General features: G+C 52.2%; 21 protein-coding genes and 1 CRISPR repeat array. Of the genes, 13 read left to right on the forward strand and 8 right to left on the reverse strand.

What is annotated here, in order from left to right:
• The first annotated feature begins 7 nt into the window (after window positions 1-7).
• A CRISPR array of direct repeats spans window positions 8-215; the repeat unit is 28 nt; unit sequence TTTCTAAGCTGCCTGTACGGCAGTGAAC.
• Window positions 216-429: 214 nt separating this feature from the next.
• The 3 genes from clpA to FFT88_RS25705 form a co-directional block, all read right to left on the reverse strand.
• Window positions 430-2,706 (reverse strand): ATP-dependent Clp protease ATP-binding subunit ClpA, encoded by a 2,277-nt coding sequence (gene clpA / locus FFT88_RS22180; protein ID WP_130205255.1) that lies wholly within the window; start codon window positions 2,704-2,706, stop codon window positions 430-432.
• A gap of 30 nt (window positions 2,707-2,736) precedes the next feature.
• On the reverse strand, window positions 2,737-3,057 hold the full coding sequence (gene clpS, locus FFT88_RS22185; RefSeq protein WP_000520781.1) for an ATP-dependent Clp protease adapter ClpS: 321 nt from the start codon (window positions 3,055-3,057) through the stop codon (window positions 2,737-2,739).
• Window positions 3,058-3,155: 98 nt separating this feature from the next.
• On the reverse strand, window positions 3,156-3,230 hold the full coding sequence (locus FFT88_RS25705) for a hypothetical protein (protein WP_214251107.1): 75 nt from the start codon (window positions 3,228-3,230) through the stop codon (window positions 3,156-3,158).
• Window positions 3,231-3,379: 149 nt separating this feature from the next.
• Between FFT88_RS25705 and cspD the strand changes: the two genes are divergently transcribed.
• On the forward strand, window positions 3,380-3,604 hold the full coding sequence (cspD, locus tag FFT88_RS22190; RefSeq protein ID WP_064530179.1) for a cold shock-like protein CspD: 225 nt from the start codon (window positions 3,380-3,382) through the stop codon (window positions 3,602-3,604).
• Window positions 3,605-3,676: 72 nt separating this feature from the next.
• Here the strand turns inward: cspD and macB are convergent, their stop codons facing one another.
• Window positions 3,677-5,623 carry a macrolide ABC transporter ATP-binding protein/permease MacB gene (gene macB, locus FFT88_RS22195; RefSeq protein WP_135405725.1) on the reverse strand — a complete coding sequence of 649 codons (1,947 nt, stop codon included), beginning with the start codon at window positions 5,621-5,623 and terminating at the stop codon, window positions 3,677-3,679.
• Window positions 5,620-6,735, reverse strand: coding sequence for a macrolide transporter subunit MacA (gene macA, locus FFT88_RS22200; protein WP_130215658.1), 1,116 nt, complete (start codon window positions 6,733-6,735; stop codon window positions 5,620-5,622). Before macA ends, macB begins: the two co-directional genes overlap by 4 nt.
• 151 nt (window positions 6,736-6,886) lie before the next feature.
• Between macA and FFT88_RS22205 the strand changes: the two genes are divergently transcribed.
• Window positions 6,887-7,843 carry a VirK/YbjX family protein gene (locus FFT88_RS22205; protein WP_135405780.1) on the forward strand — a complete coding sequence of 319 codons (957 nt, stop codon included), beginning with the start codon at window positions 6,887-6,889 and terminating at the stop codon, window positions 7,841-7,843.
• Here the strand turns inward: FFT88_RS22205 and FFT88_RS22210 are convergent.
• Window positions 7,840-9,498 (reverse strand): ATP-dependent endonuclease, encoded by a 1,659-nt coding sequence (locus tag FFT88_RS22210; protein ID WP_130215656.1) that lies wholly within the window; start codon window positions 9,496-9,498, stop codon window positions 7,840-7,842. The two genes, FFT88_RS22205 and FFT88_RS22210, sit on opposite strands and share 4 nt — an antisense overlap.
• Before the next feature lie 423 nt (window positions 9,499-9,921).
• Between FFT88_RS22210 and aqpZ the strand changes: the two genes are divergently transcribed.
• The 8 genes from aqpZ to FFT88_RS22250 all read left to right on the forward strand — a co-directional run bounded on the left by aqpZ (window position 9,922) and on the right by FFT88_RS22250 (window position 20,231).
• Entirely contained in the window at window positions 9,922-10,617 is a 696-nt protein-coding gene (gene aqpZ, locus FFT88_RS22215) for an aquaporin Z (protein ID WP_130215654.1), read from the forward strand.
• A gap of 495 nt (window positions 10,618-11,112) precedes the next feature.
• Entirely contained in the window at window positions 11,113-12,012 is a 900-nt protein-coding gene (lysO, locus tag FFT88_RS22220) for an L-lysine exporter LysO (protein WP_130205245.1), read from the forward strand.
• 143 nt (window positions 12,013-12,155) lie between these two features.
• Window positions 12,156-13,808 (forward strand): hydroxylamine reductase, encoded by a 1,653-nt coding sequence (gene hcp / locus FFT88_RS22225; RefSeq protein WP_130258197.1) that lies wholly within the window; start codon window positions 12,156-12,158, stop codon window positions 13,806-13,808.
• Between the two features lie 11 nt (window positions 13,809-13,819).
• Window positions 13,820-14,788, forward strand: coding sequence for an NADH oxidoreductase (gene hcr / locus FFT88_RS22230; protein ID WP_135405726.1), 969 nt, complete (start codon window positions 13,820-13,822; stop codon window positions 14,786-14,788).
• Between the two features lie 132 nt (window positions 14,789-14,920).
• Complete coding sequence (poxB, locus tag FFT88_RS22235; protein ID WP_130214717.1) at window positions 14,921-16,639, forward strand: ubiquinone-dependent pyruvate dehydrogenase; 1,719 nt, start codon at window positions 14,921-14,923, stop codon at window positions 16,637-16,639.
• Window positions 16,640-16,675: 36 nt separating this feature from the next.
• Window positions 16,676-17,677, forward strand: a complete 1,002-nt coding sequence (gene ltaE, locus FFT88_RS22240; RefSeq protein ID WP_001522745.1) for a low-specificity L-threonine aldolase — start codon at window positions 16,676-16,678, stop codon at window positions 17,675-17,677.
• A gap of 10 nt (window positions 17,678-17,687) precedes the next feature.
• Window positions 17,688-19,118 (forward strand): SDR family oxidoreductase, encoded by a 1,431-nt coding sequence (locus tag FFT88_RS22245; RefSeq protein ID WP_135405727.1) that lies wholly within the window; start codon window positions 17,688-17,690, stop codon window positions 19,116-19,118.
• A gap of 99 nt (window positions 19,119-19,217) precedes the next feature.
• A complete protein-coding gene (locus tag FFT88_RS22250) occupies window positions 19,218-20,231 on the forward strand; it encodes an NAD(P)-dependent oxidoreductase (RefSeq protein ID WP_130236312.1) in 1,014 nt (337 codons plus the stop codon).
• Here the strand turns inward: FFT88_RS22250 and amiD are convergent.
• Window positions 20,228-21,058 (reverse strand): N-acetylmuramoyl-L-alanine amidase AmiD, encoded by an 831-nt coding sequence (gene amiD / locus FFT88_RS22255; protein ID WP_135405728.1) that lies wholly within the window; start codon window positions 21,056-21,058, stop codon window positions 20,228-20,230. The genes FFT88_RS22250 and amiD overlap by 4 nt on opposite strands.
• Window positions 21,055-21,378, reverse strand: a complete 324-nt coding sequence (locus tag FFT88_RS22260) for a heavy metal-binding domain-containing protein (RefSeq protein ID WP_001160732.1) — start codon at window positions 21,376-21,378, stop codon at window positions 21,055-21,057. The genes amiD and FFT88_RS22260 overlap by 4 nt, the downstream gene beginning before the upstream one ends.
• 125 nt (window positions 21,379-21,503) lie before the next feature.
• On the opposite strand from FFT88_RS22260, the gene FFT88_RS22265 reads away from it, so the two are divergent.
• From FFT88_RS22265 to artI, 3 genes are all read left to right on the forward strand, one after another.
• Complete coding sequence (locus tag FFT88_RS22265; protein WP_130205231.1) at window positions 21,504-22,019, forward strand: lipoprotein; 516 nt, start codon at window positions 21,504-21,506, stop codon at window positions 22,017-22,019.
• A gap of 217 nt (window positions 22,020-22,236) precedes the next feature.
• Window positions 22,237-22,965, forward strand: a complete 729-nt coding sequence (gene artP, locus FFT88_RS22270; RefSeq protein WP_000027211.1) for an arginine ABC transporter ATP-binding protein ArtP — start codon at window positions 22,237-22,239, stop codon at window positions 22,963-22,965.
• A 17-nt stretch (window positions 22,966-22,982) separates the two neighbouring features.
• Window positions 22,983-23,714, forward strand: coding sequence for an arginine ABC transporter substrate-binding protein ArtI (gene artI, locus FFT88_RS22275; RefSeq protein WP_105454365.1), 732 nt, complete (start codon window positions 22,983-22,985; stop codon window positions 23,712-23,714).
• The last annotated feature ends 6 nt before the right edge of the window (window positions 23,715-23,720 follow it).

Genomic DNA, 23,720 nt, shown 5'->3' on the forward strand with positions numbered 1-23,720 from the left:
CAAATCTTTTCTAAGCTGCCTGTACGGCAGTGAACAACCAGCGCGTATATTTTCGCGTTTGAGAACATTTCTAAGCTGCCTGTACGGCAGTGAACTTTGTGCGCGTATAGTGGTACGATTAAGCAAGTTTCTAAGCTGCCTGTACGGCAGTGAACGTTGTGGCCGTGTGTTTTTGTATCTCGCTGGTTTTCTAAGCTGCCTGTACGGCAGTGAACTCAAATACTACACATTTAGCCCGTTGTTAATAAAGCAAAACCATCTCATTTTCCTGCTGCCACCCTTTTTTTATCCTTACCTTCCAGCAGCACTAATTATCAACAACTTACCATCATCATCAAAAAAAGGGTCTGAACTTCCTCCACCCCATAAACAAAAAGTCCGTAACCCCTGACGAGATTACGGACTTCACCAACCTACTTAACAATCTGATTAATGCGCGGCTTCCGGTTTATGCTTTTGTGCACTCTGGAACCCGTAGGTCAGCTCATTTTTCTCTTTATCCAGCGCGACTGTCACCTGGCCACCATCCACCAGCGAGCCAAACAGCAGTTCGTTGGCGAGCGGTTTTTTCAGGTTATCCTGAATCACACGTGCCATCGGACGTGCGCCCATCGCCCGGTCGTAACCTTTCTCAGCCAGCCAGTTACGCGCTTCCTGGCTCACTTCCAGAGAAACACCTTTCTGATCCAACTGAACCTGCAACTCGACGATAAACTTATCAACCACCTGGTGGATCACGTCTGTAGAGAGATGATCGAACCAGATAATGTTGTCGAGACGGTTACGGAACTCCGGCGTAAAGATCTTCTTGATCTCTTCCATCGCATCGGTGCTGTTATCCTGCTGAATAAGACCAATGGATTTACGCTCGGTTTCACGCACCCCGGCGTTGGTGGTCATCACCAGTACCACGTTACGGAAATCGGCCTTGCGCCCGTTGTTATCGGTCAGCGTGCCGTTGTCCATCACCTGCAACAGAATGTTGAATACGTCCGGATGCGCTTTCTCGATTTCGTCCAGCAGCAGCACCGCATGCGGATGCTTGATGACCGCATCGGTCAGCAGACCGCCCTGATCAAAACCAACGTATCCTGGAGGCGCACCAATCAGACGGCTGACGGTATGGCGTTCCATATACTCGGACATATCAAAGCGCAGAAGCTCAATACCCAGTGCTTTCGAAAGCTGTACCGTCACCTCGGTTTTCCCGACCCCGGTTGGACCAGCAAACAGGAATGAACCAACTGGTTTATGTTCGTGACCTAAACCCGCACGCGCCATCTTGATGGCCTCGGTAAGCGCTTCAATGGCTTTATCCTGACCGAAGACCAGCATTTTCAGGCGATCGCCAAGGTTTTTCAGCGTATCGCGGTCACTCTGAGAAACGCTCTTCTCAGGGATACGTGCAATACGGGCTACCACGGACTCGATATCCGCCACATTCACCGTTTTCTTGCGCTTGCTTACCGGCATCAAACGTGCGCGAGCGCCCGCTTCGTCGATAACGTCAATCGCTTTGTCCGGCAGATGACGATCGTTAATGTATTTCACCGCCAGCTCCACCGCCGCACGCACCGCTTTCGCGGTATAACGCACATCGTGGTGCGCTTCGTACTTCGGTTTCAGGCCATTGATGATTTGCACAGTTTCTTCGATAGACGGTTCAGTAATATCGATTTTCTGGAAGCGACGCGCCAGAGCACGGTCTTTCTCGAAAATGTTGCTGAACTCCTGATAGGTCGTCGAACCAATCACGCGAATTTTACCGCTGGAGAGCAACGGTTTGATCAGGTTGGCTGCATCTACCTGCCCGCCAGACGCTGCGCCCGCTCCAATGATGGTATGGATCTCATCGATAAACAGGATGCTGTTAGTATCCTGTTCCAGCTGCTTGAGCAACGCTTTAAAACGTTTTTCAAAGTCGCCGCGATATTTGGTGCCTGCTAACAGGGAGCCGATATCGAGAGAGTAAATCGTACAGTCAGCCATGATTTCCGGTACATCGCCCTGAACAATTCGCCAGGCAAGACCTTCAGCAATCGCCGTTTTACCGACGCCAGACTCCCCAACCAGCAGCGGGTTGTTTTTACGGCGGCGGCAGAGAACCTGAATGGCGCGCTCCAGTTCCTTCTCACGACCAATCAGCGGGTCAATTCCGCCCACGCGTGCAAGCTGGTTCAGGTTAGTCGTGAAATTCTCCATACGGTCCTCCCCACCAGCTTGTTCTTCACTGCTCGGCTGGTTTCCTGGTTCAGAAGACTGAGATGGCTCGTCTTTACGCGTGCCATGAGAAATAAAGTTCACCACATCAAGACGGCTGACTTCATGTTTGCGCAACAGATACGCCGCCTGCGACTCCTGTTCGCTAAAGATAGCGACCAGAACATTCGCACCGGTAACCTCACTGCGACCGGAGGACTGAACATGGAAGACTGCACGCTGCAATACACGCTGAAAACTCAAGGTCGGCTGCGTGTCGCGCTCCTCTTCACTGGCGGGCAGAACAGGTGTGGTTTGTTCAATAAAGGCTTCCAGTTCCTGACGGAGCGCAACCAGGTCCACGGAGCACGCTTCCAGCGCCTCCCGGGCCGATGGGTTACTGAGCAATGCCAGTAACAAGTGCTCGACGGTCATAAACTCATGACGGTGCTCGCGCGCTCTGGCGAAAGCCATGTTTAAACTGAGTTCCAGTTCTTGATTGAGCATAGGCACCTCCCCCAATTTTTATACCTGCATTCAGGCTTTTTCCAGCGTACACAGCAATGGATGCTCGTTCTCCCTTGCGTACTTGTTCACCATCGCCACTTTGGTTTCTGCAACCTCAGCGGTAAAGACTCCGCAAATGGCCTTCCCCTGGTAGTGAACAGCAAGCATCAATTGCGTTGCACGTTCTACATCATAAGAAAAGAATTTTTGTAACACGTCAATAACAAACTCCATTGGAGTGTAATCATCATTGACTAATATCACTTTATACATAGATGGCGGTTTTAGCGCGTCGCGAACTTTTTCTTCCGCCAGTTGATCAAAGTCCAGCCAGTCGTTCGTTTTACCCATTGTCAGTTATCATCTTCGGTTACGGTTACCGGCAGAACGCTCTGCCGCTGACAAGAGCGTATTTGCCTGACCAATCTACTCCACATGATAGATAATTATCATCTATCGTTGGTATAAGCGACATCAGTGACATTACTGTCAATAGCGTTAACTGCTTCAAATTTTTGATGCATACCTACCCCCTGGCCCCTGTCAAACGCTTGACGACTCGCCCCATTTCTCTAAATTGTATTTCAAGAGTTGGCGAGGTTTTGAACTGCCCCCTCTCTGACCCCGGTTTATTCCATCTTACTTGTATAAGATTTGCGAAGGATGTCGAAGCATGGAAAAGGGTACTGTTAAGTGGTTCAACAATGCCAAAGGGTTCGGTTTCATCTGTCCTGAAGGCGGTGGCGAAGATATTTTCGCTCATTATTCCACCATCCAGATGGATGGTTACAGAACGCTAAAAGCTGGACAACCCGTTCAGTTTGATGTCCACCAAGGGCCAAAAGGCAATCACGCCAGTGTTATTGTGCCCGTCGAAGTAGAAGTAGCAGTCGCATAGCTCTTCTGTCTCATTGTGTACATCCTAAAGGCAAAATGCCAGCCCGATCGGCTGGCATTTTTATCTCAAAAATCACTCTCGCGCCAAAGCATCCACTGGATCCAGCCGTGCCGCATTTCGTGCAGGTAGCCAGCCAAATAAAATGCCCGTAACGGTTGAGCATAAAAACGCCAGCAGCAACGCAAGTGGAGAAAAGCCTATCTCCCAGCCGGGTAAAAAAAGCTGTAGGGTGAAGGCAATTAACAGCGACAGCATTATCCCCATCGCGCCGCCCACCAGGCAAACCAGCACGGCTTCAATCAGAAATTGTTGCAGAACGTCGCTGGCACGCGCGCCAACGGCCATGCGAATACCAATTTCCCGCGTCCGCTCCGTTACTGACACCAGCATAATATTCATAACGCCAATGCCGCCTACCACCAGCGAAATCACCGCCACCAGCGTCAGAAACAGTTGTAAAGTACGTGTGGTTTTTTCGACTGTTTTCAAGACGCCGTCCATGTTCCAGGTAAAGAAGTCTTTTTTGCCATGACGCAGCGACAACAAACGGGTGAGTTGTTGTTCCGCTTCGGTGCTGTCATAGCCTTCTTTTACTCTTACAGTGATGGAGTTCAGCCACGACTGCCCCATAACCCGCCCGGACATGGTGCTGTAAGGCAACCAGACACGCAGCACTTTACTGCTACCAAACATCGACTGTTTTTCTTCCGCCACGCCGATGACTCTCGCAGGCATATTACCAACCAGAATGACCTCACCAACCACATCGGCCTTATGCGGGAAAAGCTGGCGGCGGGTGTTACTGTCGAGAACCACCACCTGTGCGCGGCCGTTCAGTTGCTCCTGATTAAAGGTATTCCCTTCGCTGAAGGTCATGCCGTAGACATTGAAATAATCGCCGCTCACACCGTTGGCGCTGGCGGCAACATCAACATTGTTATAACGCAGGCGAAGGTTTTGCGAGACGGCGGGCGTGGCAGAGGCGACCCACGGTTGTTTTTGGATGGCGATTAAGTCGTCGTACTTTAGCGCCTGCTGATATTGCGGATCGTCATCGCCAAAATCTTTCCCGGGATAGACATCAATAGTATTCGTACCAATAGAACGAATATCCGCCAGCACCATTTGTTTGGCGGCGTCGCCCACCACGACAATGGAAACCACCGACGCAATACCGATAATAATCCCCAGCATGGTCAGTAAGGTGCGCATTTTATTCGCTGCCAGCGCCCGCCATGCCATCGTCAGCGCCTCGTTAAAACCGCTGACAAACTGCCGCCAGCCAGACGCCGTTTTGACTATCGATTCTGTCCCCGTGGCGGTATTCACCTTTTCAATGGCGGGAGGATTACGCACAATTTCGCCGTCACGAATTTCGATTACCCGCTCCGCCTGAGCCGCAACCTGTGGATCGTGGGTAACGATAATCACCGTGTGCCCACGATCGCGCAACTGATGCAATATCGCCATCACCTCTTCGCCAGAATGGCTGTCCAGTGCGCCGGTAGGTTCATCGGCGAGGATCACCTGCCCACCGTTCATTAACGCACGAGCAATACTGACACGCTGCTGCTGGCCACCCGAAAGCTGTGCCGGGTAATACTCTGTACGGTCTTCCAGCCCCAGTCGTTGCAGTAACTCCTGGGCGCGAAGCAGCCGCTGTTTCCGCTCAAGACCGGCATAGACGGCGGGTACTTCAACGTTCTGCTCGGCGGTTAAATGCGAAAGCAAATGGTAACGCTGGAAAATAAAGCCGAAATGCTCGCGGCGCAGTTGCGCCAGCGCATCGGCGTCCAGCGTGGCAACATCCTGACCGGCGACGCGATAGGTGCCGCTGGTGGCCTTATCCAGGCAGCCGAGAATATTCATCAGGGTCGATTTACCGGAGCCCGAAGCACCGACAATGGCCACCATCTCACCTGCATAAATATCCAGGCTGATGCCCTTTAGCACCTCAACCAGCTCGTCTCCAGCAGGATAGCTACGGCGAATATCCTTTAGTTCGAGCAAGGGCGTCATTGTGCAGCTCCTGGTTTGGCCTCACCAATCACCACTTCATCACCCGCTTCCAGACCTTTGACAATCTCAACATCGGTGTCGTTGCGCGCGCCAATCGTCACTTCGCGCTCGCGTATTTCGCCATTACGCAGCAGTTTGATTTTATAACGGTTATCGCCAACCGAATCCCCCAGTGCTGACAACGGAATGGTGAGTACGTTTTTCACATCAGTGAGTTGAATGTGGACTTGCGCAGTCATATCCAGGCGCAGTAAACCATTGGGGTTTGGCACTTCAAAACGGGCGTAGTAGAAAATGGCGTCGTTGACCTTTTCTGGCGTCGGCAGCACATCTTTAATCTGCCCCTCGTAGCGCGTCAGCGGATCGCCAAGCACGGTGAACCAGGCTTTTTGACCGGGTTTCAGGTGAATGACATCCGCTTCCGACACCTGCGCTTTTACCAGCATGGTACTCATATCTGCCAGCGTCAGAATGTTTGGCGCTTGTTGCGCGGCAATCACCGTCTGCCCTTGCAGAGTGGTGATTTGCGTAACTTCCCCAGCCATCGGGGCAACGATGCGGGTGTAATCGAGATTCGTTTTCGCCGTGTCGAGTGACGCCTGATTCCGTTTGATTTGCGCATCGATAGTACCTATTTGCGCCTGTTTAACTGCCATCTCCGTCGCTGCGGTGTCAAGATCCTGTTGCGAAACCGCCTGCGTTTGCGCCAGTCGTTGCTGGCGTGAGTATGTCACCCGTGCCAGTTTCAGTTCTGCTTCTGCCTGTTGCCTTTGCGCACGCAGCTCCATCAGTGTCGCTTCCACTTCCTTGATCTGGTTTTCAGCCTGTTCAGGATCAATAACCCCTAAAAGCTGGTCTTTTTTTACTTTATCGCCAATCGCCACCGACAGCGTTTTCAACTGACCGCTGACCTGCGCGCCCACATCAACCTTACGCAGCGCGTCCAGCTTTCCAGTCGCCAGCACGCTTTGCTGCAAATCACCGGGGCGGACAATCAATGTCTGATAAGTCGGCACGGGCGCGTTGAGTGTTCTCCACAACGCAATCAGCGCAGCGATGACTATCACCAGCGCAATAGCGTAACGCTTCTTAAGGTTTTTTCGCTTTTTCATAAATACTCTGAATGCTCCATATGCGCGTACGGGGCTGCCAACTTCAACGAAACATCAACAAAAACCGAAAATTTACGTTAGTAATTATACGATTGATGTTTGGTTAAGATGCCCGATGGTGAAATCGGTGTTACGTATAATCATTGATTTTATGAATATGTCTCAGATCACTGAACGAGCATTTACACCATCTGAATCTCTTAGCAGCATGTCTCTTTTCCTTAATCTGGCAGGGGGTCAGTGGCGGCCGGGTAAATTCTGGCATCGCCGTCGGTTTCGCCAGAAATTTTTGCTGCGCTCTTTGATTATGCCGCGTTTAAGCGTTGAGTGGATGAACGAACTCTCCCACTGGCCTAATCTCAGAACGCTGTTAACGCGTCAGCCGCGCCTGCCGGTTCGCCTGCATCGTCCTTACCTTGCCGTGAATATGACCCGTAAGCAATTGCTGGAGGCGTTACGTTACCATTATGCATTGCTGCGCGCGTGCATGTCGGCGGAAGAGTTCAGCTTATATTTGAACACCCCGGGACTGCAACTTGCGAAGCTGGAAGGAAAAAACGGCGAGCAGTTCACGCTTGAACTGACCATGATGATCTCAATGGATAAGGAAGGTGACAGCACAATTCTGTTCCGCAACAGCGAAGGTATTCCTCTGGCGGAGATCACATTTACACTGTGTGAGTATCAGGGGAAAAGGACGTTATTTATAGGCGGGCTGCAAGGTGCGAAATGGGAAATTCCACACCAACAGATCCAGAATGCAACGAAAGCCTGCCACGGGCTATTTCCCAAACGACTCGTGATGGAAGCGGTCTGCCTCTTCGCCCAACGCTTACAGGTCGAACAAATTATTGCTGTCAGCAATGAAACACATATTTACCGCAGCCTGCGTTATCGCGATAAGGAAGGAAAAATCCATGCTGACTATAACGCGTTCTGGGAATCGGTTGGTGGCGAATGCGATGCCGAGCGGCATTATCGGCTTCCCAATCGAATAGCGCGAAAAGAGATTGCGGATATCGCCAGCAAAAAGCGGGCTGAATACCGTCGACGCTACGAGATGCTTGACGCTATTCAGCCGCAGATGGCAAGGATGTTTTGCGGTTAATCAGCCCGACCGCGCGCCAGCCACAGCACGCGTGAGAACATTTTTTTCAGCAGCGTCGGTACGGAGTCCACACCACGACGTCCGGCCTCCATTGCCACTTCAATGGCAAGGTCGGGCTTGGAAGAGCGATGGATCGCTTTTGAAATAATTTTGCGCAAATTCATCGGCACGTTTTCCGGGATCTGCGCCACGCGATGGAACACGTCGGAAAACCCCTGGCGATACATAAAATGTTCCATATCCAGCGCCGGTAACGTTGTCAAATGTTCACGTTCAGCTTCGCGATCGTTATTCAGCAGGCTGCGCACCGTTGCGGCATATTTCTTCCCGGCTTCATCGCCATCGACCAGCACATGCCACTCAATCCCCATCCGCCGGGCAAATTTCACCAGTGGTTTTAGCCCGGACTGGGCAAACTCAATGACCTTAATCCCTTCGGCATCGAAATGGTGTCCACACTGGCGCGCCAGTTCGTTGATAACCCAGGTTTCTGTTTCCCCTTCCACCAGCAACCAGCAGCGCGCAAACAGCGATGACGGACGATTAAAACGAATGTGAAAAGAGATGCGGCGGCTGTCTTCGGTGCTCAAGCCACTTGGCCCCAGACGCCAGGCGGCAACACGAGAAGATTCACGCACCAGGCGGCAAACATGTTCCACTGGAGTTAACGAAAGCAGCTCGCCAGAGTTGGTGGTAGCAATACGTTGTAAAGGCAAAAGATTCAACAGATGCCAGGCAACGGAAAGCATAATCGGATGCAGGCGGGTTTCTGGATCTTCAATTAGCAATAACGGACGCGCGTCTTTATCCAGTCGCAATGTCCCTTTTGCCTGCAATAAAGTGGCAAACAGGCCGAGTAAAATGACCCGATACGAACGCCCCCCTGGCCTGTCAATCATCCGGTTGATGATATCGAGGTAACGCCAGCTCCGTTGCTCATTGCTGGCTCGCCGACGCATTAAGCGATATCTCGCCTGCCCGGCCCCTTGCTCCGAGAAATAATGCTCAAGCAGTTGCACCATTGCCGAAAGCCCCTGGCGAATCTGCCCATCGGAGAGATTTTGCGGGTGCGAGGATAACTCGCGGGCGAGAAAATCCAACTGGCGCGCGGTGACTTCCACATTGGGTACATTTGGTACAGTTCCATTGCGAATGCGGCGCATAAAACGGGCGTCGCGCAAACGCAGAACCGGCATTAAACGCACCAGATGACGCGCCTGATCGTTAATATCTTCGACATCAATCGGATGACCGTCTTTATCAAGAAAGCTGCGTAACGTCATCACGCTACCGTCTTCCGCACTTTCCCCTTCCAGGCGATAAAAAATGCGGTGATAACCATCAGTACAGGGCGTCCAGCATGCTTCAAGCGGGCGATAACGGCGTACACGATGCCGTCCAGGCAGCGATTCGCGAAAAGTCAGAATGATATGCAGATGGTGTTCCCGACCATTAATATCACCTGGCGGAAACCAGAAATCATCGCGTTCAAAATGGTAGAGATCTGACTCTGGTGATAACAGCAGGGTTAAGGCGTCCAGCAAGCTGGATTTACCCCACGCGTTCTCCCCAATCAGGACGTTGTTTTGCTCCAGCATCAATGACAATCGGTTGATACCGCGAAAGCCCACAATTTCAACGCGCTCAAGAATCATATCCCCTCCAGAAATATGTTACTCATCCTTTACTCTGGCAGTATAACGGGAAAGGCCGAGACAATACGTGATGACATCACAATTAAGCATGGCAAATGTCTGAAAAATGAGCGAATAATTGTGTTATACGTCTTCATGTTGTCTCTCATTAAAAAACAATAAAATCAAATAATTAACCTTGTAAATTATTTTTATTACCTCCAAAGGCTTATTTCAGCCGTTTGCACTACACTGTCAATCAGGCAAATGACTATATGGGGGAACTTACTGTTGCCCTAAATCAAAATTACTGGATTTATTTATCTGGCGAATGGCTCGACTTCGTTTTTAAAATACCGATGCATTATTTCTGTCGTCATTTTTTACGACGACCCTATAAAACGACCATATTTTTCACAGGGTCAATTTTTAATTGAGGTGGATATGTTCAGAAAATTAGCAGCTGAATGTTTTGGTACTTTCTGGCTTGTATTTGGTGGCTGCGGTAGCGCCGTGCTGGCGGCAGCGTTCCCGGAATTAGGCATTGGCTTTGCCGGTGTCGCGCTGGCGTTTGGTTTGACTGTACTGACGATGGCCTTCGCTGTCGGTCATATCTCCGGTGGCCACTTTAACCCGGCGGTCACTATTGGTTTATGGGCTGGTGGCCGTTTCCCGGCAAAAGAAGTCGTTGGTTACGTGGTAGCCCAGGTTGTCGGCGGTATTGTTGCGGCGGCACTGCTGTATTTAATCGCCAGCGGTAAAGCTGGGTTTGACGCAGCGGCCAGCGGCTTTGCTTCTAACGGTTATGGCGAGCATTCACCGGGCGGCTATTCCATGCTTTCTGCACTGGTGGTTGAACTGGTATTGAGTGCCGGTTTCTTGCTGGTGATCCACGGTGCAACTGACAAATACGCGCCGGCAGGCTTTGCGCCGATCGCGATTGGTCTGGCGTTAACCTTGATTCACTTAATCAGTATTCCGGTGACTAACACTTCCGTTAACCCGGCGCGCAGCACCGCAGTTGCCATCTTCCAGGGCGGCTGGGCGTTAGAACAGCTGTGGTTCTTCTGGGTAGTGCCAATTGTCGGCGGTATTATCGGTGGTCTGATTTACCGGACCCTGCTGGAAAAGCGTGATTAATTAACGCAGAAGGCCTGGCGCAATGTCAGGCCTTTTTTTTAAGATGTTGTTATATGTTGGTTTATCATCTTGTTGCGCTCCTTTCATGAGCTAAGCCACATATTGCCACTGACGCAAGGAGCGCGCAGGGGGCGGCCAATCGCCGCCGCCCCCTGCACCCCCGGGCTCTGGCGAACAAAATCGCCGCTGCGCGGTACCCTCGGCTTATCCCTTACGGCTACCGGGTCGGGCGCGAGGTAACATCCCTGTAAAACGCGCCCTCAGCCCACATCCATGTGGGCTGCCCCGGCCTTCAGGGAACGCCTCGGCGATTTTGACGCCACCAACACCGGTGCGGTTTGTAATTAAAGAGAAAGAATATCTTTAAATGAAAACGAATACCCTACCGATCCTTATGCATAACATTTCCTTTTAATTGCAACTTTACTCGTCCTTCCGCTTTCAGTAGTGTGTCATCGCGCATTTCGACTTCTTCTTTGCAAGGACTGGGTTTTCATGTTTTCTGGGCTGTTAATCATTCTGGTTCCCCTGATTGTGGGTTACCTCATTCCGCTTCGCCAAAAAGCTGCGTTAAAACGCATTAATCAGCTATTAAGCTGGATGGTTTATCTCATTCTCTTTTTTATGGGTATCAGTCTGGCGTTTCTCGATAATCTCGCCAGTAACCTGTTGGCGATTCTGCATTATTCCGCTGTCAGTATTACCATTATTTTACTGTGCAATATTGTCGCCTTGCTGTGGCTGGAACGCGGTTTGCCGTGGCGCAATAGCCACCAGCAAGAGAAATTGCCGTCGCGTATTGCGATGGCACTGGAATCGCTGAAACTGTGTGGCGTCGTGGTGATTGGTTTTGCTATTGGCCTTAGCGGATTAGGTTTTTTACAGCACGCTACCGAAGCCAGCGAATACACGTTAATTCTGTTACTTTTCCTCGTCGGTATTCAGCTGCGTAACAATGGCATGACCTTAAAGCAGATTGTCCTTAATCGCCGGGGAATGATTGTCGCCGTGGTGGTGGTTGCCAGTTCATTAATTGGCGGTTTAATTAACGCCTTTATTCTTGATCTCCCCATCAATACCGCGCTGGCAATGGCCTCCGGTTTCGGCTGGTATTCTCTTTCCGGTATTTTGTTGACCGAATCTTTTGGTCCGGTAATCGGGAGCGCGGCGTTCTTCAATGATTTAGCGCGTGAGTTGATCGCCATTATGTTGATCCCTGGCCTGATTCGCCGTAGCCGCTCTACTGCACTGGGCTTATGCGGTGCCACATCAATGGATTTCACCCTGCCCGTTCTTCAGCGTACAGGTGGGCTGGATATGGTCCCGGCAGCGATTGTTCACGGTTTTATTCTCAGCCTGTTAGTGCCGATCCTCATCGCCTTTTTCTCCGCATAATACCTCTCTGGCGGTAGATCCCTGCCGCCAAAATTGCGCTAAATCAATCTCCCTTAAAGTTGCATGAAAAATCCCTTTTATCCCCGCGTTAAGCGTCTTAACCTTAAACATGTATATTAAATATAACTTTAAAAGGTGTGATCATGTTTTGTGTGCAATGTGAACAAACTATCCGTACTCCGGCAGGAAACGGCTGCTCATACGCGCAGGGGATGTGTGGTAAAACGGCGGAAACCTCTGACCTTCAGGATTTACTCATCGCGGCGCTGCAAGGGCTTTCTGCCTGGGCTGTAAAAGCGCGTGAATACGGCATTATCAACCACGATGTAGACAGCTTCGCGCCTCGCGCATTTTTCTCAACCCTGACCAACGTTAACTTCGATTCTCCGCGTATTGTCGGCTACGCTCGTGAAGCGATTGCCCTGCGCGAGGCGCTGAAAGCACAATGCCTGGCTGTAGATGCCAACGCCTGCGTCGATAACCCGATGGCTGACCTGCAACTGGTGAGCGACGATCTCGGCGAACTGCAACGTCAGGCAGCAGAATTTACCCCTAACAAAGATAAAGCGGCGATTGGCGAAAACATTCTCGGCCTGCGTCTGCTGTGCCTGTATGGCCTGAAAGGTGCGGCGGCCTATATGGAACACGCCCACGTTCTCGGTCAATACGACAACGATATTTATGCCCAGTACCATAAAATCATGGCGTGGCTGGGGACCTGGCCTGCCGATATGAACGCGCTTCTTGAGTGTTCAATGGAAATCGGCCAGATGAACTTCAAAGTGATGAGCATTCTGGATGCAGGCGAAACCGGTAAATACGGTCACCCGACGCCAACTCAGGTCAACGTCAAAGCGACGGCGGGTAAATGCATTCTGATTTCCGGTCACGATCTCAAAGATCTCTACAACCTGCTGGAACAGACCGAAGGCACGGGCGTTAATGTCTACACCCACGGCGAAATGCTGCCTGCCCACGGCTACCCGGAGCTGCGTAAATTCAAGCATCTGGTCGGTAACTACGGCAGCGGCTGGCAGAATCAGCAAGTGGAGTTCGCTCGTTTCCCTGGCCCTATCGTGATGACTTCGAACTGCATCATCGATCCAACCGTAGGGGCTTATGACGATCGTATCTGGACCCGCAGCATCGTTGGCTGGCCGGGCGTGCGTCATCTGGATGGCGAAGATTTCTCTGCGGTCATTGCCCAGGCGCAACAAATGGCGGGCTTCCCGTACAGCGAAATTCCGCACCTGATCACCGTGGGCTTTGGTCGCCAGACGCTGCTTGGCGCAGCAGATACGCTGATTGATCTGGTGAGCCGTGAAAAACTGCGTCATATCTTCCTGCTTGGTGGCTGTGACGGCGCACGCGGCGAGCGTCACTACTTCACCGATTTCGCCACCAGCGTGCCGGATGACTGCCTGATCCTGACCCTCGCCTGTGGTAAATATCGCTTTAACAAACTTGAGTTTGGCGATATCGAAGGTCTGCCGCGTCTGGTGGATGCTGGTCAGTGTAACGATGCTTACTCAGCGATTATTCTGGCTGTCACTCTGGCAGAAAAACTGGGCTGTGGGGTGAACGATCTGCCGCTGTCGCTGGTGCTCTCCTGGTTTGAACAGAAAGCCATTGTCATTCTGCTGACGCTGCTTTCTCTGGGTGTGAAAAATATCGTCACCGGCCCGACTGCACCTGGTTTCCTGACACCAGACCTGCTGGCGGTGCTGAACGAGAAATTCGGCCTGCGTTCTATCACCACTGTTGAAGAAGACATGAAGCAACTGTTGAGCGCGTAAGGAGTTTGTCGATGACGATGCCAACGAATCAATGCCCGTGGCGGATGCAGGTTCATCACATTACGCAAGAAACGCCGGATGTGTGGACGATTTCCCTGATTTGCCACGATTACTACCCATATCGCGCCGGGCAATATGCACTGGTCAGCGTGCGAAACTCAGCGGAAACGCTGCGTGCATACACCATTTCCTCCACGCCAGGTGTGAGTGAATATATCACCCTGACCGTGCGGCGGATTGATGACGGTGTCGGCTCCCAGTGGCTGACGCGCGATGTAAAACGCGGTGATTATCTCTGGCTTTCGGACGCGATGGGGGAATTTACCTGCGACGATAAAGCAGAAGATAAATTCCTGTTGCTGGCGGCAGGCTGCGGCGTCACACCGATTATGTCGATGCGTCGCTGGCTGGCGAAGAACCGTCCGCAGGCCGATGTGCAGGTGATCTACAACGTGCGTACGCCGCAGGATGTTATTTTCGCCGATGAGTGGCGTCATTATCCGGTAACACTGGTGGCGGAAAATAACGTTACCGAGGGGTTCGTTGCCGGACGCCTGACTCGTGAACTGCTGGCAAGCGTTCCTGATTTAGCCTCACGTACCGTGATGACTTGTGGTCCGGCACCGTATATGGATTGGGTGGAACAGGAAGTGAAGGCGCTCGGCGTGACGCGTTTCTTTAAAGAGAAATTCTTTACGCCAGTGGCGGAAGCGGCAACCAGCGGTCTGAAATTCACCAAACTGCAACCGGCGCAAGAATTTTACGCTCCGGTTGGCACCACGCTGCTGGAGGCGCTGGAAAGCAATAACGTTCCGGTTGTCGCCGCCTGCCGTGCGGGTGTTTGCGGCTGCTGTAAGACAAAAGTGGTTTCCGGTGAATATACGGTGAGCAGCACAATGACGCTGACCGACGCCGAAATCGCCGAAGGTTACGTACTGGCCTGCTCCTGCCATCCGCAGGGGGATTTGGTTCTCGCGTAATCACCTTATGCCCGATGATATTCCTGTCATCGGGCTGTTTAACCGTTAGTGCCTCCTTTTTCTCCCATCCCTTCCCCCTCCGTCAGATGAACTAAACTTGTTACCGTTATCACATTCAGGAGACGGAAAACCATGAAACAAACGGTTGCAGCTTATATCGCCAAAACACTCGAATCAGCAGGCGTAAAACGCATCTGGGGAGTCACGGGCGACTCTCTGAACGGTCTTAGTGACAGTCTTAATCGCATGGGCACTATCGAGTGGATGCCTACCCGCCATGAAGAAGTGGCTGCCTTTGCCGCTGGCGCTGAAGCACAACTTAGCGGAGAACTGGCGGTCTGTGCCGGATCGTGCGGCCCCGGCAACCTGCACTTAATCAACGGCCTGTTCGATTGCCACCGTAATCACGTTCCGGTACTGGCGATTGCCGCCCATATCCCTTCCAGCGAAATTGGCAGCGGCTATTTCCAGGAAACCCACCCGCAAGAGTTATTCCGCGAATGTAGCCACTATTGCGAGCTGGTTTCCAGCCCGGAGCAGATCCCACAAGTGCTGGCGATTGCCATGCGCAAAGCGGTGCTAAACCGTGGCGTTTCCGTTGTCGTGTTACCGGGCGACGTGGCGTTAAAACCTGCGCCAGAAGGGGCAACCACGCACTGGTATCATGCACCACAGCCAGTCATAACACCGGAAGAAGAAGAGTTACGCAAACTGGCGCAACTGCTGCGTTATTCCAGCAATATCGCCCTGATGTGTGGCAGCGGCTGCGCGGGGGCGCATAAAGAGTTAGTTGAGTTTGCCGGGAAAATTAAAGCGCCTATTATTCATGCCCTGCGCGGTAAAGAACATGTCGAATACGATAATCCGTATGATGTCGGAATGACGGGATTAATCGGCTTCTCGTCAGGTTTTCACACTATGATGAACGCCGATACGTTAGTGCTGCTCGGTACGCAATTTCCCTACCGCGCCTTCTACCCGACCGATGCCAAAATTATTCAGATTGATATCAACCCAGCCAGCATCGGCGCGCATAGCAAGGTAGATATGGCACTGGTCGGCGATATCAAATCAACCCTGCGCGCATTGCTGCCACTGGTGGAAGAAAAAACCGATCGCAAGTTTCTGGATAAAGCGCTGGAAGATTACCGCGATGCCCGTAAAGGGCTGGACGATTTAGCTAAACCGAGCGAGAAAGCCATTCACCCGCAATATCTGGCGCAGCAAATTAGTCACTTTGCCGCCGATGACGCCATCTTTACCTGTGACGTTGGCACACCTACGGTATGGGCGGCACGTTATCTGAAAATGAACGGCAAGCGTCGCCTGTTAGGTTCGTTTAACCACGGTTCGATGGCTAACGCCATGCCGCAGGCGCTGGGCGCGCAGGCAAGCGAGCCAGAACGCCAGGTGGTCGCCATGTGCGGCGATGGCGGTTTTAGCATGTTGATGGGCGATTTCCTCTCAGTAGTGCAAATGAAGCTACCAGTGAAAATTATCGTCTTTAACAACAGCGTACTGGGCTTTGTGGCGATGGAGATGAAAGCTGGTGGCTATTTGACTGACGGCACCGAACTACACGACACCAACTTTGCCCGCATTGCCGAAGCGTGCGGCATTACGGGTATTCGCGTGGAAAAAGCCGCTGAAGTCGATGAAGCCCTGCAACGCGCTTTCTCCATCGACGGTCCGGTGCTGGTGGATGTGGTGGTTGCCAAAGAAGAATTAGCCATTCCGCCGCAGATCAAACTCGAACAGGCAAAAGGTTTTAGTCTGTATATGCTGCGCGCAATCATCAGTGGACGCGGCGATGAAGTAATCGAACTGGCGAAAACAAACTGGCTAAGGTAAAAAGGGTGGCATTTCCCGTCATAATAAGGACATGCCATGATTGATTTACGCAGTGATACCGTTACCCGACCGAGCCGCGCCATGCTCGAAGCGATGATGGCCGCCCCGGTTGGGGACGACGTTTACGGAGACGACCCTACCGTTAATGCTCTGCAGGACTATGCGGCAGAGCTTTCCGGTAAAGAAGCCGCCATTTTTCTGCCTACCGGCACTCAGGCCAACCTGGTCGCTCTGCTCAGTCACTGCGAACGCGGCGAAGAGTATATTGTCGGTCAGGCCGCACATAACTATCTGTTTGAAGCCGGTGGCGCAGCAGTGCTGGGCAGTATTCAGCCGCAACCCATCGACGCAGCTGCCGACGGCACGCTACCGCTGGATAAAGTGGCGATGAAAATCAAACCCGACGATATCCATTTCGCCCGCACCAAATTGCTCAGTCTCGAAAACACCCACAACGGCAAAGTGCTGCCGCGTGAATACCTGAAAGAAGCATGGGAATTTACCCGTGAGCGCAATCTGGCGCTGCATGTTGACGGTGCGCGCATCTTTAACGCCATCGTGGCTTATGGCTGCGAACTGAAAGAGATCACGCAATATTGTGATTCGTTCACCATTTGTCTGTCGAAAGGTCTTGGTACGCCAGTCGGTTCGTTACTGGTCGGTAACCGTGACTACATTAAACGTGCCATTCGCTGGCGGAAAATGACAGGTGGCGGGATGCGCCAGTCCGGGATTCTGGCAGCCGCCGGGATGTATGCGCTGAAAAATAACGTCGCACGCTTGCAGGAAGACCACGATAACGCCGCCTGGATGGCGGAGCAGCTGCGTGAAGCAGGCGCGGATGTGATGCGTCAGGACACCAATATGCTGTTTGTTCGCGTCGGGGAAGAAAATGCCGCCGCGTTAGGCGAATACATGAAAGCGAGAAACGTACTGATTAACGCCTCGCCGATTGTCCGCCTGGTGACGCATCTCGACGTCTCGCGCGAGCAACTGGCTGAAGTCGCCGCCCACTGGCGCGCATTCCTGGCGCGTTAAGGAGAGAGACGTGCCGCAACGCATTTTAGTTCTCGGTGCCAGTGGCTACATTGGTCAGCATCTGGTGCGCACACTCAGCCAGCAAGGGCATCAGATCCTGGCGGCGGCACGTCATGTCGACAGGCTTGCAAAGCTGCAACTGGCAAACGTCAGTTGCCATAAAGTCGATCTCAGCTGGCCGGATAATCTTCCGGCCCTGTTGCAGGATATCGATACGGTCTATTTTCTGGTGCATAGCATGGGTGAAGGCGGCGATTTTATCGCTCAGGAGCGGCAGGTGGCTCTCAACGTCCGCGATGCGCTACGCGAAGTGCCAGTTAAGCAAGTCATCTTTCTCAGTTCGTTGCAGGCTCCGCCACATGAGCAGTCGGACCATCTGCGAGCTCGTCAGGCCACGGCGGACATTCTTCGTGAAGCGAATGTACCAGTGACCGAACTGCGGGCCGGAATTATCGTTGGTGCAGGTTCTGCGGCGTTTGAAGTGATGCGCGATATGGTTTACAACCTGCCAGTGTTAACACCGCCACGCTGGGTCCGTTCACGCACCACGCCTATTGCGCTGGAAAACCTGCTGCACTATCTGGTGGCGCTGTTAGATCATCCGGCCTGCGAACATCGGGTCTTCGAAGCCGCCGGGCCAGAGGTGCTAAGTTATCAACAACAATTTGAACTTTTTATGACCGTGAGCGGTAAGCGCCGCTGGTTGATCCCCATCCCCTTTCCCACCCGCTGGATTTCGGTGTGGTTTCTCAATGTGATTACTTCCGTACCGCCCACCACCGCCAAAGCGTTGATTCAGGGGCTGAAACACGATCTGCTGGCAGATGACACCGCGTTACGTGCACTCATTCCACAACCGCTGATCGCTTTCGATGATGCGGTACGTAGCACGTTGAAAGAGGAAGAAAAACTGGTCAACTCCAGCGACTGGGGATATGACGCGCAGGCTTTTGCTCGCTGGCGACCAGAATACGGTTACTTCGCCAAACAAGCCGGTTTTACGGTTAAAACGTCCGCCAGCCTTCAGGCGCTATGGCGGGTAGTCAATCAAATCGGCGGTAAAGAACGTTATTTCTTTGGCAATATTTTGTGGCAGACCCGGGCGCTAATGGACCGCGCGATCGGTCATAAACTGGCGAAAGGTCGCCCTGAGCGGGAATATTTGCAGACGGGAGATGCGGTAGATAGCTGGAAAGTGATTGTCGTTGAAGCGGAAAAACAACTTACGTTGTTATTTGGTATGAAAGCACCGGGACTGGGGCGGCTTTGTTTTACGCTGGAGGATAAAGGCAACTACCGCACCATAGACGTTCGCGCTTTCTGGCATCCGCACGGCATGCCAGGCCTGTTTTACTGGCTTTTCATGATCCCTGCACATCTGTTTATTTTTCGCGGCATGGCAAAACGAATCGCCAGACTTGCAGAACAAATCACAGATTAATCGAAAAAAACCTGCGTGATTCTTTCATGTTTCCCATTGCATCAAGGGGGAAATCACGAAAGAATGCGCACGTCGTCTTATCAACAACAGTGGAATGATATGAAGGTACTGGTTACCGGCGCTACCAGCGGCTTAGGTCGAAACGCGGTTGAATTTTTATGCCGGAAAGGCATCAGCGTGAGAGCGACCGGTCGCAACGAAGCGATGGGCAAATTGCTGGAAAAAATGGGCGCAGAGTTTGTCCGGGCGGATCTGACCGAACTAGTCTCATCGCAGGCTAAAGTGATGCTCGCAGGCATTGATACGCTGTGGCACTGCTCCAGCTTTACTTCGCCGTGGGGAACGCAGCAGGCTTTCGACCTGGCCAACGTTCGCGCTACGCGTCGCCTGGGCGAATGGGCTGTTGCCTGGGGAGTGCGTAACTTTATTCATATCTCTTCCCCCTCCCTGTACTTCGATTATCACCATCATCGCGATATTAAAGAAGATTTTCGCCCTCACCGCTTCGCTAACGAGTTTGCCCGCAGCAAAGCTGCCAGCGAAGAAGTGATTAATATGCTTTCGCAGGCGAATCCACAAACGCGCTTTACTATTCTGCGCCCACAGAGTCTGTTCGGACCGCACGATAAAGTGTTCATCCCCCGCCTGGCGCATATGATGCACCACTACGGCAGCATTTTATTACCGCATGGCGGCAGTGCGCTGGTCGATATGACCTACTACGAAAATGCCGTGCATGCCATGTGGCTGGCGAGCCAGGAAAACTGCGACAAACTGCCTTCCGGCAGGGCATACAACATTACCAATGGTGAGCATCGTACACTACGCAGCATCGTGCAGAAGCTCATCGACGAACTGAATATTGATTGCCGTATTCGTTCAATTCCCTACCCGATGCTGGATATGATCGCCCGCAGCATGGAGCGTTTAGGCCGCAAGTCAGCGAAAGAGCCGCCGCTAACTCACTACGGCGTCTCCAAGTTGAATTTTGACTTTACGCTGGATATTACGCGTGCACAGGAAGAGTTAGGTTATCAGCCTGTCATCACGCTGGATGAAGGTATAGAGAAAACTGCCGCCTGGTTACGCGACCACGGAAAACTGCCGCGCTAATCCTGACCGTATTTCTCCAGCAACGCTTGTGCAATTGCCAGAGTTTCTGCATCCGCTTCGCCGTTATATAACGTCGGGCGGAAGTGCATCTGGAAAGCCATAATCACTCGTTGCTGTTCGCCAGGAGTCATTTCTGGTTTCACGTCATAGCCGTAACGGGCCAACAGTTCCAGCAATGAGGCGGTATCTACCGGTGTGTGCGGCGCGCGCCCGGCAAGATAAAAGTTCACCCGCTGCGCATCAGGCCAGGCACCAATCCCCTCTTGTGCCAGTTGCTGCCACGGAAATAATGGCCCGGGATCATCTTTGCGCTGCGGCGCAATATCTGCATGAGCCACTACGTTTTCCGGTTTGATGTGATAGCGGGCGATAATATCCTTCGCCAGTGGAATAAGCGCCTGAATTTGTGTCGGTTCAAACGGGGCAAAATATTTCACCCCCGCCGATTTCTGCCAGCCACGATTTTCCAGCTCAATGCCAATAGAGGTGTCGTTAAGGCGCGTTGCCCCGCGCCAGGCGCTAATCCCTGCATGCCAGGCCAGTTCCTGTTCCGGTACCAGTTGCCAGATACGCGGCTTGCCGTTGTAAAGTGGTGGCTCGGCAGGAACCAGATAATGCGAACTTACGTGCTTATCGGTCAGTGTCGCCAGTGACGTATCAAAGTCCTCTGCGGTGTAGTGGATCACCAGCACTTTAATGCGCGGATACGCCGCCTGCGCCTGGCGTCGGGTATCAAGCTGGTATCCCTCTTTCTCGACAATGCCTTTTTCGCCTGCACACCCAGCCAGGAACAAAGCGGCGGCAACCAGCCAGAAGACTCTGCTCATCGACGCGTTTTCACCGCCGTTCCGCTGACGCTAACCATCAGCATACTGCCGTTTTGCCCGACCGTTTCGTAGTCGATATCAATGCCGACCACGGCGTCAGCCCCCAGCGCTCGCGCCTGCTCACCAAGTTCCTCAAAGGCTATCTCCCGCGCTTTACGCAGTTCTTTTTCATACGCACCGGAACGTCCGCCAACGATATCGCGGATACCCGCAAAGAAATCGCGAAAAATGTTAGCGCCTAAAATCGCTTCGCCAGTCACCACGCCGCAATATTCAACGATGGTCTGGCCTTCAAGTGTTGGGGTTGTGGAAAATTGCATGATCGATCTCCTTGTTTGCTAAGCCTTCGATCTTCAAAGCATTATCGGACTGATACGCTATTATTGAAAGGATATCATTATTATCGTAGAACGCTTTCAAGGTGTTCGCTTATAAGGAAATCATTATGCGCTACAGCAAATTGACTATGCTTATCCCTTGCGCACTGTTACTCAGTGCTTGTACCACCGTCACGCCTGCCTATAAAGATAATGGCCCCCGTACGGGATCTTGCGTTCAGGGCGGACCTGACAGCGTGGCCCAGCAGTTTTATGATTACCGCATTTCGCACCGCAGTAACGACATTACCGCTCTGCGTCCATATTTAAGTGACAAACTGGCAACTCTGCTGAGTAATGCCAGCCGCGATAACAGCCATCGCGAATTGTTAAGCAGCGATCCGTTCTCCAGTCGCACCACTTTGCCTGACAGCGCACAAGTTGCCAGCGCCTCGACCATCCCAAATCGCGATGCGCGCAATATTCCGCTGCGGGTGAATCTGAAACAAGGCGACCAGAGCTGGCAGGATGAAGTGTTGATGATTCAGGAAGGACAGTGTTGGGTGATCGACGATGTGCGCTATTTAGGTGGCAGCGTACACGCACCTGCCGGCACTCTGCGCCAGTCCGTAGAGAACCGCTAAAACCTTGATTAAACGATAACCCCCATAAATTGTCTGGCATTCTGTGAAGAATGCCGACATTTATGCTCGCCGCCCTTCGCCGCCGTTATTTTGTGCTATGTTTATTGAATAATGCGCTTTGCTTTTAACTTTTAAAGCAGAAATATTGCATAATTATTCTGTCAAAGGTACTATCTTCGACTTCAATAGCTATCCGACTGCCAGTATACGAGTGTCAATGAGTATTCAATTAAACGGCATTAATTGCTTCTACGGCGCGCATCAGGCGCTGTTCGATATCACGCTGGATTGCCCGCAAGGCGAAACGCTGGTGTTACTTGGCCCCAGCGGCGCGGGGAAAAGCTCGCTGCTGCGTGTACTCAATCTGCTAGAGATGCCGCGCTCCGGTACGCTCAACATCGCAGGCAACCATTTCGATTTCACTAAAACACCATCTGACAAAGCGATCCGCGAGCTGCGTCGTAACGTCGGGATGGTGTTTCAGCAATACAACCTATGGCCGCATCTGACGGTACAGCAAAACCTGATTGAAGCGCCCTGCCGCGTGCTGGGGTTGAGTAAAGATCAGGCACTGGCCCGTGCAGAAAAACTGCTGGAACGTCTGCGTCTCAAACCTTATAGCGATCGTTACCCGCTGCACCTTTCTGGTGGTCAGCAGCAACGTGTCGCTATCGCCCGCGCGCTGATGATGGAACCGCAGGTACTGCTGTTTGATGAACCGACCGCCGCGCTGGATCCGGAAATTACCGCACAAATCGTCAGCATTATTCGTGAGCTGGCGGAAACGAATATTACCCAGGTGATCGTCACCCACGAAGTAGAAGTGGCGCGTAAAACCGCCAGCCGTGTGGTGTATATGGAAAACGGTCACATCGTAGAACAAGGCGACGCGAGCTGCTTTACCGAGCCGCAAACCGAAGCATTTAAAAACTATCTCTCTCACTAAGATTCGGGATAACAACAATGAAAAAAGTTCTGATTGCCGCGCTAATTGCAGGTTTTAGTCTTTCCGCTACAGCTGCCGAAACCATTCGTTTTGCTACCGAAGCCTCTTATCCTCCATTTGAATCGATGGATGCGAATAACCAGATTGTCGGTTTTGACGTCGACCTGGCACAGGCGCTGTGTAAAGAGATTGATGCAACCTGCACTTTCTCTAACCAGGCGTTTGACAGCCTGATCCCAAGCCTGAAATTCCGTCGCGTAGAAGCAGTGATGGCGGGCATGGATATCACCCCGGAGCGTGAAAAGCAGGTGCTGTTTACCACGCCCTACTATGACAACTCCGCGCTGTTTGTGGGTCAGCAGGGTAAATACACCAGCGTTGATCAGCTGAAAGGCAAAAAAGTCGGCGTTCAGAACGGGACGACGCACCAGAAGTTCATTATGGATAAGCATCCGGAAATCACCACAGTTCCGTATGACAGCTACCAGAACGCAAAACTGGATCTGCAAAACGGTCGTATCGACGGCGTATTCGGTGACACCGCTGTGGTCACCGAATGGCTGAAAGATAACCCGAAACTGGCGGCAGTGGGCGACAAAGTGACCGACAAAGATTACTTCGGCACTGGCCTCGGCATTGCGGTACGTCAGGGCAACACTGAACTGCAGCAGAAATTCAACACTGCGCTGGAAAAAGTGAAGAAAGATGGCACTTACGAAACCATCTACAACAAATGGTTCCAGAAGTAATTCCTG

The organism is Escherichia sp. E4930, assembly GCF_005845405.1.
Classification (GTDB): Bacteria; Pseudomonadota; Gammaproteobacteria; order Enterobacterales; family Enterobacteriaceae; genus Escherichia.